9 protein-coding genes are annotated in these 15,421 nt (G+C 69.1%); 8 read left to right on the plus strand and 1 reads right to left on the minus strand.

Features of this window, described 5'->3' with window-relative positions:
* Positions 1 to 121: 121 nt before the first annotated feature.
* The gene (locus ACP4J0_RS33650) at positions 122 to 3,928 is read right to left on the minus strand and encodes a GH92 family glycosyl hydrolase (RefSeq protein WP_426602502.1); all 3,807 of its coding nucleotides are present in this window, start codon (positions 3,926 to 3,928) and stop codon (positions 122 to 124) included.
* Between the two features lie 553 nt (positions 3,929 to 4,481).
* Between ACP4J0_RS33650 and ngcE the strand changes: the two genes are divergently transcribed.
* From ngcE to dxs, 8 genes are all read left to right on the plus strand, one after another.
* Positions 4,482 to 5,930 (plus strand): N-acetylglucosamine/diacetylchitobiose ABC transporter substrate-binding protein, encoded by a 1,449-nt coding sequence (gene ngcE / locus ACP4J0_RS33655; RefSeq protein WP_426602504.1) that lies wholly within the window; start codon positions 4,482 to 4,484, stop codon positions 5,928 to 5,930.
* A gap of 85 nt (positions 5,931 to 6,015) precedes the next feature.
* On the plus strand, positions 6,016 to 6,942 hold the full coding sequence (locus tag ACP4J0_RS33660; protein WP_426602506.1) for a carbohydrate ABC transporter permease: 927 nt from the start codon (positions 6,016 to 6,018) through the stop codon (positions 6,940 to 6,942).
* Positions 6,943 to 6,946: 4 nt separating this feature from the next.
* The gene (locus ACP4J0_RS33665; RefSeq protein WP_426602508.1) at positions 6,947 to 7,870 is read left to right on the plus strand and encodes a carbohydrate ABC transporter permease; all 924 of its coding nucleotides are present in this window, start codon (positions 6,947 to 6,949) and stop codon (positions 7,868 to 7,870) included.
* A 194-nt stretch (positions 7,871 to 8,064) separates the two neighbouring features.
* Entirely contained in the window at positions 8,065 to 9,276 is a 1,212-nt protein-coding gene (locus tag ACP4J0_RS33670) for an ROK family transcriptional regulator (protein ID WP_426602510.1), read from the plus strand.
* 133 nt (positions 9,277 to 9,409) lie between these two features.
* The gene (locus ACP4J0_RS33675; RefSeq protein ID WP_426602564.1) at positions 9,410 to 10,513 is read left to right on the plus strand and encodes a sugar ABC transporter substrate-binding protein; all 1,104 of its coding nucleotides are present in this window, start codon (positions 9,410 to 9,412) and stop codon (positions 10,511 to 10,513) included.
* Positions 10,514 to 10,673: 160 nt separating this feature from the next.
* On the plus strand, positions 10,674 to 11,465 hold the full coding sequence (locus ACP4J0_RS33680) for an ATP-binding cassette domain-containing protein (protein ID WP_164412101.1): 792 nt from the start codon (positions 10,674 to 10,676) through the stop codon (positions 11,463 to 11,465).
* Positions 11,462 to 12,754, plus strand: a complete 1,293-nt coding sequence (locus tag ACP4J0_RS33685) for a sugar ABC transporter permease (protein ID WP_426602513.1) — start codon at positions 11,462 to 11,464, stop codon at positions 12,752 to 12,754. The genes ACP4J0_RS33680 and ACP4J0_RS33685 overlap by 4 nt, the downstream gene beginning before the upstream one ends.
* Before the next feature lie 600 nt (positions 12,755 to 13,354).
* Positions 13,355 to 15,277, plus strand: a complete 1,923-nt coding sequence (gene dxs, locus ACP4J0_RS33690; RefSeq protein ID WP_426602515.1) for a 1-deoxy-D-xylulose-5-phosphate synthase — start codon at positions 13,355 to 13,357, stop codon at positions 15,275 to 15,277.
* Positions 15,278 to 15,421 lie beyond the last annotated feature (144 nt).

Here is a 15,421-nt window from a genome sequence, read left to right on the forward strand (position 1 = left end):
GGGGGGGGGGGGGGGGGGGGGGGGGGGGGGGGGGGGGGGGGGGGGGGGGGGGGGGGGGGGGGGGGGGGGGGGGGGCGCCCCCCCCCCCCCCCCCCCCCCCCCACTCCCGTGTCTCATCCGCTCACGCCAGCAGTTCCACCTCCGCCAGCGTGTGCTCGCCGTCCAGGACCAGCCGGTACTTCGCGTACGTGCCCGGTGACGTCACCGAGAACGCCCGGGTCTGCCGGTCCCAGGCGAAGGACTCGCCGGAGCGCTGGTCCAGCGTCTTCCAGGTCGTGCCGTCGGCCGATCCCTGGAGCTTCCAGCCGGTCGGGGCCTTCGCCCGGTCCGCCGACGACGTCAGCGTGTACTGGAGGGCCTCGGCGCCCTTCTCCGGCACCGGCAGGTCCACCGACGTCACGGCCGTGTCCGTCGCCGACGTGTCGTCGAACAGGGCGCCCTCGGCCTCGATCGCGTCCGCACGCGGGGCCGGCACCTTGTCGTCCTTCGTGATCGACACCGGCGCCGCGTTCTTGCCGGTGCCCCACTTCGACGGCCGCGGGCCCATGTCGAACTCCAGGACACCGCCCTTCGCGATCAGCGAGTGGGGGAGCGAAGTCGAGTTCCAGCGCTTGCCGTTGACCTTCAGGCCCTGCACGTAGACGTTCTCCGTGCTGTTCTTCGGCGCCTTGACGACCAGCTTGCGGCCGTTCTCCAGCTCGACGGTCGCCTTGGTGAACAACGGGGACCCGATGGCGTACTCGCCGCTGCCCATCACCAGCGGGTAGAAGCCGAGCGCGGAGAAGAGGAACCAGGCCGACTGCTCGCCGTTGTCCTCGTCACCGTGGTAGCCCTGGCCGATGTCGCTGCCGGTGTACAGGCGGGAGAGCACCTCCCGGACGTTCTTCTGCGTCTTGTGGGGCTGCCCGGCCGCGTCGTACATGTACAGGGCGTGGTGGGCGACCTGGTTGGAGTGCCCGTACATGCCCATGCGGACGTCGCGCGCCTCGGTCATCTCGTGGATGACACCGCCGTAGGAGCCCTTGAACTCCGGGGAGGCCGTCTCGGGGGTGGACAGGTACTCGTCGAGCTTGTCGCCGAGGCCGTCCCGGCCGCCGTACAGGTTGGCGAGGCCCCGGCTGTCCTGCGGGGCGGTGAAGGCGTAGCCCCAGCCGTTGGTCTCGGTGTAGTCGTGGCCCCACACGCGCGGGTCGTACTTCTCGGAGTCCACGCGCCAGTCGCCCGCGAGGTCCTTGCCCTGGAAGAAGCCGGCCTTCGCGTCGAACATGTTGACGTAGTCCTGGGCGCGGTCGAGGAAGTACGCCGACTCCTCCTCGTACCGCTTCTCGCCGGTCTCCTCGTAGAGCTTCTCGCCCATCTTCGCGATGCCGTAGTCGTTGAGGTAGCCCTCCAGCGCCCACGACATGCCCTCGTGCGTCGCGGTGCTGGTGTAGCCGAGGAACGGCGAGGTGTCCATGCCCTTGCGGCCCACGCCCGAGGACGGGGGCACGACGGTGGCGTTCTTCACGGCCGCGTCGTACGCCGCCTTCGCGTCGAAGTCGACGCCCTTGACGTACGCGTCGGCGAACGCCACGTCCGAGGAGGTGCCGGTCATCAGGTCCGCGTAGCCGGGGGAGGACCAGCGGGAGGTCCAGCCGCCGTCCTTGTAGTGCTGCACGAAGCCGTCGACCAGCTCACCGGCCTTGGACGGGGTCAGGAAGGAGTACGCGGGCCAGGTGGTCCGGTAGGTGTCCCAGAAGCCGTTGTTGACGTACACCTTGCCGTCGACGATCTTGGCGCCGGTATGCGTCGGGGTGTCCTCCTGGACCGCCTTCGAGAACGGGGAGGCGTACTTGTACTCTCCGTCGACCTTCTCGTGGCCCGCGTTCGGGTACAGGTACAGCCGGTAGAGGCTGGAGTACAGCGTGGTCAGCTGGTCCTGCGTGGCGCCCTCGACCTTCACCTTGCCGAGGATGCGGTCCCACTGCCTCTGGGCGTCGCGCTTGACCTTGTCGAAGGAGGTGCGCTCCGGGATCTCCTGGCGCAGGTTGTCCTTCGCCTGGTCGACGCTGATCAGCGAGGTCGCGATGCGCAGCGTCACGGTGCGGTCCCGGCCCGCGTCGAAGCGCAGGTGGCCCTTGACGCCGCTGGAGTCGCCGCCGGTGACCTCGCTGTCGAACTCGCCGTGGACGAAGAGCCGGGTGGCGCCCGCGGACCCGCCGGACTTGACGTCCGAGTAGCCGGAGAAGGTGCCGTTCTCCTTGTCCAGGGTCAGGCCGCCCTTGTCCTCGACGTTGTCGAAGATCACGCTCGCGTCGTCACCGGGGTAGGTGAAGCGCATCATCGCCGCGTGGTCGGTCGGCGCCATCTCGGCCTTCAGGCCGTTCTCGAACCGCACCCCGTAGTAGTACGGCCGGGCCGTCTCGTTCTCGTGACGGAAGGCCAGCTCGCGCTCCTCCCGGCCGGTGTCCGGGGTGCCGGAGGCGGCGGACGGCATCACCTGGAAGGTCTGCCGGTCGCCCATCCACGGGCTCGGCTCGTGGCTCGCGCCGAACGCCTGAAGGGTGGGCAGGTTGTCCTCGTTGTTTCCGCGCGCGTAGTCGTACAGCCAGTTCAGCACGCCCGCGTTGGTCACCGGCGTCCAGAAGTTGAAGCCGTGCGGCACGGCGGTCGCGGGGAAGTTGTTGCCGCGGGAGAAGCTGCCGCTGGAGTTGGTGCCGCGGGTGGTCAGCGCGTAGTCGGAGAGGTGCGCCTTGGGCCGCTCGGGCTTGACGCGCTCGATGACCACGTCGTCCAGCCAGCCGCGGAACTTCGCCGGGCCCTTCGGGGAGTCGTACGCCACCAGGACGCGGTCGACGGTCTTGCCGGCCGCGACCGACCCGATCCCCGACTTCACGCTGTTCCACTGGTTGACGTACAGCACCTTGGCGTCGCCCTGGCCGCGCGGGCTGAGCGGGAAGCCGTGCTGGTCCGTCGCACCGAGGTCGCTCAGGTAGCTGCCGTCGGTGAAGGCGAGGTCGACCGCGACGTTCGTGGCGTCGTAGTCGAGGTCGCCGTCCGCCATCGACGGGAAGATCTTGTAGGAGAGCTCCGTGCGGCGTTCGACCTTCACATTGACGTCGAAGACCTTGTTGTACGAGTACGCCCGGCCGTCCGCGGTGTGCCGGCCGGCGTACTTGAGGGCCCGCTTGCCGGTGAAGCCGGCGCCCGCCTTCGCCGTCGGCGAGCCGCTCGGGCCGCGGTCGACGAGGGAGAGCATGTCCTCGGGAACGGGCGTGTCGGTGGCGGCGGTGGCCAATTGTACGTCGGCGAGCTGGAGCGCGTCGCCCGCCCCGTTGTTCCTGGTGATCTCCAGCCGGAAGTGCTGGAACTCGGCGGCCTCGGCGAGCTCGTACGTCTTCGTCTGGAAGCGCTGGCCGAAGGACTCCCCGGAGCGGGTGTCCAGCGTCCGCCAGGTCTCGCCGTCCGCCGATCCCTTCAGCGTCCAGTCCACGGGGTCGCGTTCGGCGTGGTCGTTGGCCGAGGTGAGCGCGTACTTGGCGATCCTCGCCGGTTCGTCCAGGTCGAACTCGACCCAGCCGGTCGGCGCGAAGGTCAGCCACTTGGTGCCCGGTTCACCGTCGACGAGGTTCTCCTTCACCTCGCCGCCGCCCGTGTTCTCGGCGCTGGCCCGCACACCGGTGACGTCCTCGGTGACGTTGCCCGGTATGCCGGTGCTGTAGCCGCCGTCCAGGCCCGCGGACCGCTTGTTGCCGTCCGGGTCGGTGTCCACCGTGCTGAGCCAGTCCGGAACCGGGTCGTCCGACTCGAACGAGGACGCGAACTCCCGGTCGGCCTTGGCGGGCGCGGTGGGCAGCGCGACCGCCGCCCCCTGTGAACCCACCGCCAAAGCGAAGGCGGTCGTCACCACGACCGCCGGACCCCATCTGTGCCGAACCCTGTACTGCATGCTCTGGCCACCCTCCCTGCGCTGGGGACAACGTTGTCAACTCAACTGGGCAAGGACCAGTAGGGGTCAAGTGGCATGTGATGTCAAGGGTGTTGGATGTGGCGTTCGGGGCTTATGCCGCGGATTCTTCCGGCAAGTGGCGCACAGGCCACTCATATTTCCGGGAGGTCTCAACTCGGAAAAGACGTACCGCCAACCTTGCATTCGATCTTGCTCCACCGGCGGAAAGTGGACTATACCTGTCGGCCATCGGGGGATCCGGGGGGAACAGGCGAAAGGAACCGCCAGAGCGCCCGAACAGCGGTGTTCGACAGCAGTGCCCGCATGGAGGACCCGCACGCAGGACCCGCGCGGCGGTACGCGTACGGCACGCGGCACCCGCACGGCAGTACGCGCACGCAGCACCCGCACGGCACAAGCGCACGGCAACAGGCACACGGCAGTACCCGCACGGCAGTACCCGCACTTCCTGCACGACCCAGCGTGACCCGATCGCGGTGCCGGGGAGGATCCGGTTCACCGCCTGAGTCCTGGAGAAGGCGAGGACTTGAGCATGGGATCCACTTCCGCCGAGTACGACGGCAAGGGCGTCGGCCGCCGCGATCTGATCAAGCGGTCCGCCGCGCTCGGCCTGATCTCCGTACCGACCATGAGCTTCCTCTCCGCCTGCGCGAGCGGCGGCGGGGACGACCAGGAGAAGGCGGAGGCGGGCGAGAAGTCCGCCGAGAACCCGCTCGCGGTCAACGAGAGCGCCCAGATGGAATTCGTCCTCTTCGACGGAGGCTTCGGCAAGGAGTACGCCGAGGACGCCGTGAAGCTGTACGAGAAGGCCTTCCCGAAGGCCACGGTGAAGTTCGCCGCCACCCAGAAGATCCAGTCCACCCTGCAGCCGCGCTTCAACGGCGGCAATCCGCCCGACCTCGTCGACAACTCCGGTGCCGAGCAGATGGACATGGGCGTCCTGGTCGGCAAGAAGCAGCTCGCCGACCTCACCCCGCTGCTGGACGCCCCGTCCTACGACGACCCGAACAAGAAGGTCCGCGACACGCTGCGGCCCGGCATCGTGGAGATGGGCCAGTTCGACGGGGACCCGATCTGGATCCTGTACTACGCCTACACGGTGTACGGCAACTGGTACTCGCAGAAGGCCCTGGACTCCCTCGACGCGGAGTACCCCAAGACCTGGGACGAGATGCTCGCGGTCTGCGAGAAGGCCAAGCAGAAGGGCATGGCCGGCTGGACGTACGCGGGCAAGCACCCGTACTACATCCCCTTCGCGATGTCCCCGATGATCGCCAAGGTCGGCGGCGTCGAGGTGCTGAACGCCATCGACAACCTGGAGCCGAACGCCTGGAAGCACCCGGCGGTCAAGACGGTCTTCGAGGCATGGTACGAGCTCTACAGGAAGGGCTACATCCTCAAGGGGACCCCGGGCCTGGACCACATCCAGTCGCAGACCGCCTGGGCCAAGGGCGACGCCCTGTTCCTCCCGAACGGCTCCTGGGTGGAGAACGAGTCGGCCAACGTCATCCCCGCCGACTTCCAGCTCAGCGTCTCCGCCCCGCCCGGCATCGACGGCTCCGACAAGATGCCGTTCGGCACCATCTGGGCCTCCGGCGGCGAGCCCTTCATCGTCCCGGCCAAGGCGGCCAACGGCGCCGGCGGCATGGAGCAGCTGCGCATCATGCTCAGCGAGGCCTCGTCGAAGAACTTCACCAGCAAGGTGAAGTCGCTGAGCGCCTACAACGGCGGCACCGACGGCATCGAGCTCACCCCGGGCCTCAAGTCCGGTGTCGCGGCGCTGGAACTGGCCGGCGACAACGTGGTGAACCCGCGCATGCAGGACTGGTACGTGCAGCTCCAGAAGGAGAAGATCGGCGTCGGCTGCCTGGGCGAGATGATGGCCGGCCGGCTCACCCCGGCCGAGACCATCAAGAAGATCCAGGGCTACGCCGACGACGCCGCCAAGGACTCGTCGATCAAGCACTACAAGCACCAGTGAGGACGTGTCACCAGGGCCTGTCCGGCGCCGGTGTGCCGGACGGGCCCTGGCGGCGCCACCCGCGCGCAGATCGGGGTCGGTAGCAATGCAGCACGGCAAGTACCGGTTCATCGTGGGGTTCCTGGCGGTTCCCCTGGGGCTGTACGCGCTCTTCGTCATCTGGCCGTTCGTCCAGTCCATCTACTACTCGTTCACGAACTGGACCGGCCTCAGTCCCGAGTTCTCGATGGTCGGCTTCGACAACTACTCGCGGATGCTCGACGACGACATCTTCTGGAAGTCGCTGCGGCACAGCGTGATGTTCGCGCTGCTGGTGCCGCTGGTGACACTCGGACTGGCGCTCTTCTTCGCCTTCATGATCAACGTGGGCGGGCGCCGCCGCCGCGGCGGGCCCGCGATCACCGGTGTCCGCGGCTCCGGCTTCTACAAGATCGTCTACTTCTTCCCGCAGGTGCTCTCCATCGCGATCGTCGCCCTGCTGTTCGCGTTCGCGTACAACCCGGACAGTGGAGCGATCAACTCCCTGCTGCGGGGCATCGGCCTGGACTCCGTCCAGCCGCTGTGGCTCGGCGACCCGAACCTCGCGCTGTGGTGCGTGATGGCGGTGCTCGTCTGGTCGACGGTCGGCTTCTTCGTGGTCCTCTTCTCCGCGGGCATGGCCTCCATCCCGGCGGAGTTGTACGAGGCCGCGCTGCTGGACGGGGCGAACCGCGCCGCCACCTTCTTCAAGGTCACCCTGCCGCTGCTGTGGGACACCGTGCAGTCCGGCTGGGTCTACATGGGCATCCTCGCGCTGGGCGCCGAGTCGTTCGCGGTCGTACAGATCATGACGACCGGTCCCGGCGGTCCCGACTACTCGACCACCGTCATGGTCCTGTACGTGTACCAGAAGGCGTTCCGTGACGGTCAGGCCGCCTACGCCACCACCATCGGCGTCGCCCTGCTCCTCGTCACGCTGGCCTTCGCCGCCGTCGTGATGCGGCTGGGCCGGCGCGAGCGGCTGGAGTACTGATCACATGAAGACGACCGAGACCCCCGCCCCCGTACCGGCCGAGTCCGGCGCGCCCGTCCGCAAGACCGACGCACCGCCCGGCGGGCCCCGGAAGGGGAAGAAGGAGGGCACCACCCTCAACGTCTTCTCCCACGGCGTCCTCGTCATCTGGGCGATCATGGTCGGTATGCCGCTGGTGTGGGCGGTGATGACCTCCTTCAAGGACGACGCCTCGATCTTCGGCTCGCCCTGGTCGCTCCCGGACAAGCTGAACTTCGACAACTGGTCGCGGGCCTGGTCCCAGGCGCACATGAGCGACTACTTCCTCAACACCGTCCTGGTGGTGGGCGGTTCGCTCGTCGGCACCCTGGTGCTGGGGTCCATGGCGGCCTACGTGCTGGCCCGGTTCGACTTCCCGGGCAACCGGTTCATCTACTACTTGTTCATCGCCGGCATGAGCTTTCCGATCATGCTCGCGCTGGTCCCGTTGTTCTACGTGGTGGACAACATGGGGATGCTGAACACCCTCCACGGGCTGATCCTGGTCTACATCGCCTATTCGCTGCCGTTCACGGTGTTCTTCCTGACCGGGTTCTTCCGCACCCTGCCCACCTCGGTGGCGGAGGCGGCGTTCGTGGACGGGGCCTCGCACACCCGGACGTTCTTCCAGGTCATGCTGCCGATGGCCAAGCCCGGCCTGATCAGTGTGGGGATCTTCAACTTCCTGGGGCAGTGGAACCAGTACATGCTGCCGACCGTGCTGAACACGGACCCGGACAAGCACGTACTCACCCAGGGCCTGGTGCAGCTGGCGGTCAGCCAGGGCTACAAGGGCGACTGGTCGGGCCTGTTCGCGGGCCTGGTGATGGCGATGCTGCCGGTGCTGGCGGCGTACATCATCTTCCAGCGACAGGTGGTCCAGGGGCTCACCGCGGGCGCCCTGAAGTAACGCCCCCGTCACCGTGCGCGTGCCGCTCAGGGAATCCCGGGGCGGCACGCGCACGTGTGTGCGGATATGCGTGCCGGGCACCCGGATGCGGTTCAACCTCTTGACGGGAGGTGACCCGAACGGCTCAGCTTAGGGTTCACTAGTTGGACATGGACGGGGCCTCATTGAAGCGGCCCCGCGCGCAGGAGGTCGTCGTGGAGACTCCGGGGTCGCAGTCGTCGCTGCACCGAGCCAACCTTGAACGGGTCGTACGAGCGGTACGGCTCGCCGGGTCGCTCACGCAGGCGGAGATCGCGAGGACGACAGGCCTGTCCGCGGCGACGGTCTCGAACATCGTCCGGGAACTGAAGGACAGCGGAACCGTCGAGGTCACCCCCACGTCGGCGGGCGGCCGACGAGCCCGCAGCGTCTCGCTGAGCGGGGACGCAGGCATCGTCATCGGCGTGGACTTCGGGCACACGCACCTGCGCGTCGCGGTCGGCAACCTCGCCCACCAGGTACTCGCCGAGGAGTCCGAGCCGCTGGACGTCGACGCCTCCGCCGCGCAGGGCTTCGACCGGGCGGAGCAGCTGGTCAGCCGGCTGATCGACGCGACCGGCGTCGACCGCTCCAAGATCGCCGGAGTGGGCCTCGGCGTGCCCGGCCCGATCGACGTCGAGTCCGGGACGCTGGGCTCGACCGCCATCCTGCCCGGGTGGGGCGGCACCAAGCCCGCCGAGGAGCTGCGGGGGCGGCTCGGCGTGCCGGTGCACGTGGACAACGACGCCAACCTCGGCGCCCTCGGCGAGCTGGTCTGGGGCAGCGGCCGGGGGGTGCGGGACCTGGCGTACATCAAGGTGGCCAGCGGCGTCGGCGCGGGCCTGGTGATCAACGGCAAGATCTATCGCGGACCCGGCGGCACGGCCGGCGAGATCGGGCACATCACGCTCGACGAGGCCGGTCCCGTCTGCCGCTGCGGAAACCGGGGCTGCCTGGAGACCTTCGCGGCCGCACGCTACGTGCTCCCGCTCCTCCAGCCCGGCCACGGCGCCGATCTGACGATGGAGGGCGTCGTGCGGCTGGCGAGGGACGGTGACCCGGGCTGCCGTCGGGTGATCGCCGACGTCGGGCGCCACATCGGCAGCGGCGTCGCCAACCTCTGCAACCTGCTCAACCCGAGCCGCGTCGTCCTCGGCGGCGATCTGGCGGAGGCCGGTGAGCTGGTGCTCGGCCCGATCCGGGAGTCCGTCGGCCGTTACGCGATCCCCAGTGCGGCGCGTCAACTCTCCGTGCTGCCCGGGGCACTTGGGGGACGCGCGGAGGTGCTCGGGGCACTCGCCCTCGCCCTCAGCGAGATGGGTGATTCGACGCTTTTGGACGGAAGCGCGACCGGGGCCCTGTCGGCGGTCAGCCCTGCCTTCACTTAGAGCACGGATGGCACCGTTGTCATCTCGTTAAGGATTTACTTCTTGACGTCGCACGTGCGGCCGAGTTGACTTCCAGCCACCTCGGCCGCAACGACGCGGCCTCGTCAGGGAGGTTTCTGAAGTGAACACGCGTATGCGTCGTGCCGCCGTCGCCGTTGCCGCCACCGCCATGGCCTTCTCGCTCGCCGCCTGCGGCAGTGCCGCGGAGTCCGACGAGAACAAGGACTCGTCCGACTCGTCCGCCAAGAAGGGCGACGACATCAAGGTCGGTCTGCTCCTGCCGGAGAACCAGAACGCGCGGTACGAGAAGTTCGACAAGCCCTTGATCGAGAAGAAGGTCAAGGAGCTCACGAACAACAAGGGCGAGGTCGTCTACGCCAACGCCAAGCAGGACGCCACGGTGCAGTCCCAGCAGGTCGACACGATGATCACCAACAAGGTCGACGTGCTCATCGTGGACGCCGTGGACTCCAAGGCCATCGCCGGCTCGATCAAGAAGGCCAAGGACCAGGGCATCCCGGTCGTCGCCTACGACCGCCTGGCCGAGGGCCCGATCGACGCCTACACCTCGTTCGACAACCACACCGTCGGCAAGGCGCAGGGCGAGGCCCTGCTGGAGGCGCTGGGCGACAAGGCCAAGGACGGCCAGATCGTCATGATGAACGGGGCCTCCACCGACCCGAACGCCGCCCAGTTCAAGGAGGGCGCCCACTCCGTCCTCGACGGCAAGGTGAACATCGGCCGCGAGTACGACACCAAGGAGTGGAAGCCGGAGAACGCCAACTCCAACATGCAGGCGGCCATCTCGGCCCTCGGCAAGGACAAGATCATCGGTGTCTACTCCGCCAACGACGGCATGGCGAGCGGTGTCATCACGGCGCTGAAGCGTGCCGGCATCGCGAACATCCCGGTCACCGGCCAGGACGCCGAACTCGCGGGTGTGCAGCGCATCATCACCGGTGAGCAGTACATGAGCGTCTACAAGTCCTACCCGCAGGAGGCCACGGTCGCGGGCGAGATGGCCGTCGCCCTCGCCAAGGGCGAGTCGCTCGACTCCATCGCCAAGGAGAAGGTCGACAGCGCCACGACCAAGGGCATCCCCACGGTCCTCATCCCGGTCGTCTCGCTGACCAAGGACAACATCAAGGACACCGTCGTCAAGGAGGGTTTCTACACCCTCGACGAGATCTGCGCCGGCAGCTACAAGGCCGCCTGCGACAAGATCGGTCTCAAGTAAGCAGCCCCGCCTCCCGTACCGCGTGAGCGCGTACGGGACCGGCTGCACGCAGCTTCCTCCGGCGCCCCGCACTCATCAGCCCCGCAAGCTAGGCGGGGCGCCGGACGGAACACCCCCCAAACTTCTGCACAACCTCCCGCCGGGTCAGGCGGCGAAGGAGATGGTTCACGTGTCCGCTACGCCCGTGCTGGCGTTGCGCGGGGTCTCCAAGCGATTCGGTGCCGTCCAGGCGCTCACCGACGTAGAGCTTGAGGTCCACGCCGGTGAAGTGGTCGCCCTGGTGGGCGACAACGGCGCCGGAAAGTCCACGCTGGTCAAGACGATCGCCGGCGTGCACCCCATCGATGAAGGCGCCATCGAGTGGGACGGCAAGGCCGTCTCGATCAACAAGCCGCACGACGCCCAGAACCTGGGCATCGCGACCGTCTACCAGGACCTCGCGCTGTGCGACAACATCGACGTGGTCGGCAACCTCTACCTGGGCCGGGAGATCCGCAGGCGCGGCGTCCTGGACGAGGTGGAGATGGAGCGCCGCTCACGCGAGCTGCTGGACACCCTGTCCATCCGCATCCCCAGCGTCCGCATCCCGATCGCCTCGCTCTCCGGCGGTCAGCGCCAGGTCGTGGCGATCGCCCGGTCCATGCTCGGCGAGCCCAAGCTGGTCATCCTCGACGAGCCCACCGCCGCCCTCGGTGTCGAGCAGACCGCCCAGGTCCTCGACCTCGTGGAGCGGCTGCGCGAGCGCGGCCACGCGGTCATCCTCATCAGCCACAACATGGCCGATGTGAAGGCGGTCGCCGACAAGGTCGCCGTCCTGCGCCTCGGGCGCAACAACGGCGTCTTCGAGGTCAAGTCGACCTCGCAGGAAGAGATCATCTCCGCCATCACGGGCGCCACGGAGAACGCCGTGACCCGTCGTGCGGCGCGCACCAATGGGGAGATCAAGAAGTGAGCATCGACAAGACCTCCACCGCCGCCGCGGACAGCGCGGCGGAGAACTCCGACGCGGCCCCCGCCGCCGTCGCCGCGGTCGACCCGCGACTGCTGGTGCGCGAGCAGGGCCTCGCGGGCTACCTCGGCGAGTTCAAGCGGAAGATGAAGGCCGGTGACCTCGGGTCCATACCGGTCGTCGTCGGTCTGCTGCTCATCTGGGCCATCTTCACCAGCCTGAACTCCAACTTCCTCACCGCCGGCAACTTCTCCGACATGTCCGTCGCCATGGTCGGCACGGGCATGATCGCCGTCGGTATCGTCTTCGTCCTGCTGCTCGGCGAGATCGACCTGTCGGTCGGCTCGGTCAGCGGTGTCGCGGGTGCCACCTTCGCGGTGCTGAACATCACGCACGGGATGAACGAGGTGCTGGCCCTGGTGCTGGCCATCCTCACCGGTACCGTGGCCGGCACCATCCACGGCTTCGTCTTCGCCCGCATCGGCGTCCCCGCCTTCGCCGTGACGCTGGCCGGCCTGCTGTTCTGGCAGGGCTTCATGCTGCAGATCCTCGGCAGCAACGGCACCATCAACCTGAACAGCGACGGCATCGTCGTCAAGCTGACCAGCTACTACTTCAGCGACGTGGCCGCCGCCTACGGTCTGGCGATCGTCGTGACCGCGGGGTACTTCCTCTCCGCCTTCTTCGACAGCCGCCGCCGCGAGGCCGCGGGCGTGCCGTCCCGGCCGCTGAACGAGATCATCGTGCGCACGGTGCTGCTGGCCGTCCTGGTCTTCGCCGCGGCGATCGTCTTCAACCAGTACAAGGGCCTGCCGCTGGCCGTGGTGATCTTCCTCGCGTTCCTACTGCTCACGGACTTCGTGCTGCGCCGTACGTCCTACGGCCGCATGGTCTTCGCCCTGGGCGGCAGCGTCGAGGCGTCCCGCCGCGCCGGTATCAACGTGGAACTGGTCCGGATCTCGGTCTTCGCGATCGCCGGCACCTTCGCCGCGATGGGCGGCCTGTTCGTCGCGTCGCGGATCGCCTCCGCCAACCAGGGTGCCGGAGCCGGCGACTTCCTGATGAACGTCATCGCCGCGGCCGTGATCGGCGGCACGTCCCTCTTCGGCGGCCGCGGCCGCACCTGGGACGCGCTGCTGGGCGTGATGGTCATCGTCTCGATCCAGTACGGCCTCGCCCTGCAGGGCGTCGCCTCGCCGGTCCAGTACATGATCACCGGTGGCGTACTGCTGGCGACGGTCGTCATCGACGCGGTCACCCGCAAGACGCAGAAGACGGCCGGCCGCGCGTAAGGCTGCCGGGCGGCTCAGGGGCGCGGGAACGCGCCGACCCCGCCGGGAAGCACCACCCGCGTCCTCCGGTAAGTGCGGGGGAGGGCGTGCCGGGCCCCTCGTCCGCGGCTCGACCCGCCAAGGCCGGCCCTGACGGACACCGCGCACGTCGCGGCCGCACCGCCGCCCGCCCGAGCTGAGCCCTCGGGCGGGCGCTGTGCTGTCCGCACGCGGCCGGCCGGCGGCCCGGTCCCGCCGTCCACCCGCACGGGACGGACGGTGCCGGCGGCCGCGGACGTCGTCCTCCGTGCGGGGCCGGTGGCCCGCCGTCGCGGGGGCGGGCGTACCGTCCGGTCCGCGGGGGACGCCGACCGTCTGGGCGGGCGTGTTCGTACGGGGGCTCCTCGCGGACGGGACGACGCCCGTGCGGCAGAATCCCGGGAATCCCGGGAACGGCGGCCGGCGGGGCCGGTTTCCGCACGCGGGCGGGAAGCCGTAGAACGGACCGCCGGTGGGTAAGGCCGAACGCGTGACGTACGACGCACCGCCCGGACACGTTCCGCCACAGCGGAACATTAGACTCGACAAGCCCGGCAACAGCTCTACTGCAAGGAGGCACGGGTGCCGCTGCTGACCCGCATCACGGGACCGCGCGATCTGGACCGGCTCAGCCTGGACGAGCTGGGCCGGCTGGCAGAGGAGATCCGCACCTTCCTCGTCGACGCCGTCTCCAAGACCGGCGGCCACCTCGGCCCCAACCTCGGCGTGGTGGAACTGACCCTCGCCCTGCACCGCGTCTTCGACTCGCCGAAGGACAAGGTGCTTTGGGACACCGGCCACCAGTCCTACGTGCACAAGCTGCTCACCGGCCGTCAGGACTTCTCGAAGCTGAAGATGAAGGGCGGCCTGTCCGGCTACCCCTCGCAGGCGGAGTCCGAGCACGACGTCATCGAGAACAGCCACGCCTCCACCGTCCTCGGCTGGGCCGACGGCATCGCCAAGGCCAACCAGGTCCTCGACCGCGACGACCACGTCGTCGCCGTCATCGGCGACGGCGCCCTCACCGGCGGCATGGCCTGGGAGGCGCTGAACAACATCGCCGCCGCCAAGGACCGCCCCCTCGTCATCGTCGTCAACGACAACGAGCGCTCCTACGCCCCCACCATCGGCGGCCTCGCCAACCACCTGGCCACCCTGCGCACCACCGACGGCTACGAGCGCTTCCTGGCCCGCACCAAGGACCTCCTGGAGCGCACCCCGGTCGTCGGCCGCCCGCTCTACGACACCCTGCACGGCGCCAAGAAGGGCCTCAAGGACTTCATCGCCCCGCAGGGCATGTTCGAGGACCTCGGCCTGAAGTACGTCGGCCCGATCGACGGCCACGACCTCGAGGCCCTGGAGTCCGCCCTCACCCGCGCCAAGCGCTTCGGCGGCCCGGTCATCGTGCACTGCCTCACCGAGAAGGGCCGCGGCTACCAGCCCGCCCTGGCGGACGAGGCGGACCGCTTCCACGCCGTCGGCAAGATCCACCCCGACACCGGCCTGCCCATCTCCACCTCCGGCGCCGACTGGACCTCCGTCTTCGGCGACGAGATGCTCGAGCTCGGCAAGGAGCGCGAGGACGTCGTCGCCATCACCGCCGCGATGCTCCAGCCGGTCGGCCTCGACAAGTTCGCCAAGGCCTTCCCGGACCGCGTCTACGACGTCGGCATCGCCGAGCAGCACGGCGCGGTCTCCGCGGCCGGCCTCGCCCACGGCGGCGTCCACCCGGTCTTCGCCGTGTACGCCACCTTCCTCAACCGCGCCTTCGACCAGGTCCTCATGGACGTGGCCCTGCACAAGTGCGGCGTGACGTTCGTGCTGGACCGCGCCGGTGTCACCGGCACCGACGGCGCCTCCCACAACGGCATGTGGGACATGTCGATCCTCCAGGTCGTCCCCGGCCTGCGCCTGGCCGCCCCGCGCGACGCCGACCAGGTCCGCGCCCAGCTGCGCGAGGCCGTCGCGGTGGACGACGCGCCGACCGTGGTCCGCTTCTCCAAGGGCGCCGTCGGGCCCGCCGTACCGGCCGTCGGCCGCGTCGGCGGCATGGACGTGCTGCGCGCCCCCGGCACCGACGACCCGGACGTCCTGCTGGTCTCCGTGGGCGCCCTCGCGCCGATGTGCCTGGAGGTGGCGGACCTGCTGAACAAGCAGGGCATCTCCACCACCGTGGTCGACCCGCGCTGGGTCAAGCCCGTCGACGAGGCCATGGCCCCGCTCGCCGAGCGGCACCGCGTCGTCGTCACCGTCGAGGACAACTCGCGGGTCGGCGGTGTCGGCTCCGCCGTCGCCCAGGCGCTGCGCGACGCGGGCGTCGACGTACCGCTGCGCGACTTCGGCATCCCGCCGCGCTTCCTCGACCACGCCTCCCGCGCCGAGGTCCTGGCCGAGATCGGGCTCACCGCACCGGACATCGCCCGCCAGGTCACCGGCCTGGTCGCCAAGCTCGACGGACGGTACGAGCGCTCCGAGGCGGACTCGGTGGAGGCCGCGCGCGACTGACGCCGCGCGACCGTTGTTGCGCCGATGGGCCGGTCTCTCCACTCGTTGCAGTGGCGGAACCGGCCCATCCGCGTGAATCCGCTCACGCTGGGGCATACGCACTACGCCCCCTCTCGATCATGTCGAGGACGACAAGCGTCGGAG

This window comes from Streptomyces sp. WG7, assembly GCF_049975785.1.
Taxonomy (GTDB): Bacteria; Actinomycetota; Actinomycetes; order Streptomycetales; family Streptomycetaceae; genus Streptomyces.

Coding starts and splice junctions, on each gene's coding strand:
- ACP4J0_RS33650 (WP_426602502.1), bottom strand. CDS start 3,928: ATGCAGTACAGGGTTCGGCACAGATGGGGTCCGGCGGTCGTGGTGACG.
- ACP4J0_RS33680 (WP_164412101.1), top strand. CDS start 10,674: ATGGTTCACGTGTCCGCTACGCCCGTGCTGGCGTTGCGCGGGGTCTCC.
- ACP4J0_RS33675 (WP_426602564.1), top strand. CDS start 9,410: ATGCGTCGTGCCGCCGTCGCCGTTGCCGCCACCGCCATGGCCTTCTCG.
- ACP4J0_RS33665 (WP_426602508.1), top strand. CDS start 6,947: ATGAAGACGACCGAGACCCCCGCCCCCGTACCGGCCGAGTCCGGCGCG.
- ACP4J0_RS33660 (WP_426602506.1), top strand. CDS start 6,016: ATGCAGCACGGCAAGTACCGGTTCATCGTGGGGTTCCTGGCGGTTCCC.
- ngcE (WP_426602504.1), top strand. CDS start 4,482: ATGGGATCCACTTCCGCCGAGTACGACGGCAAGGGCGTCGGCCGCCGC.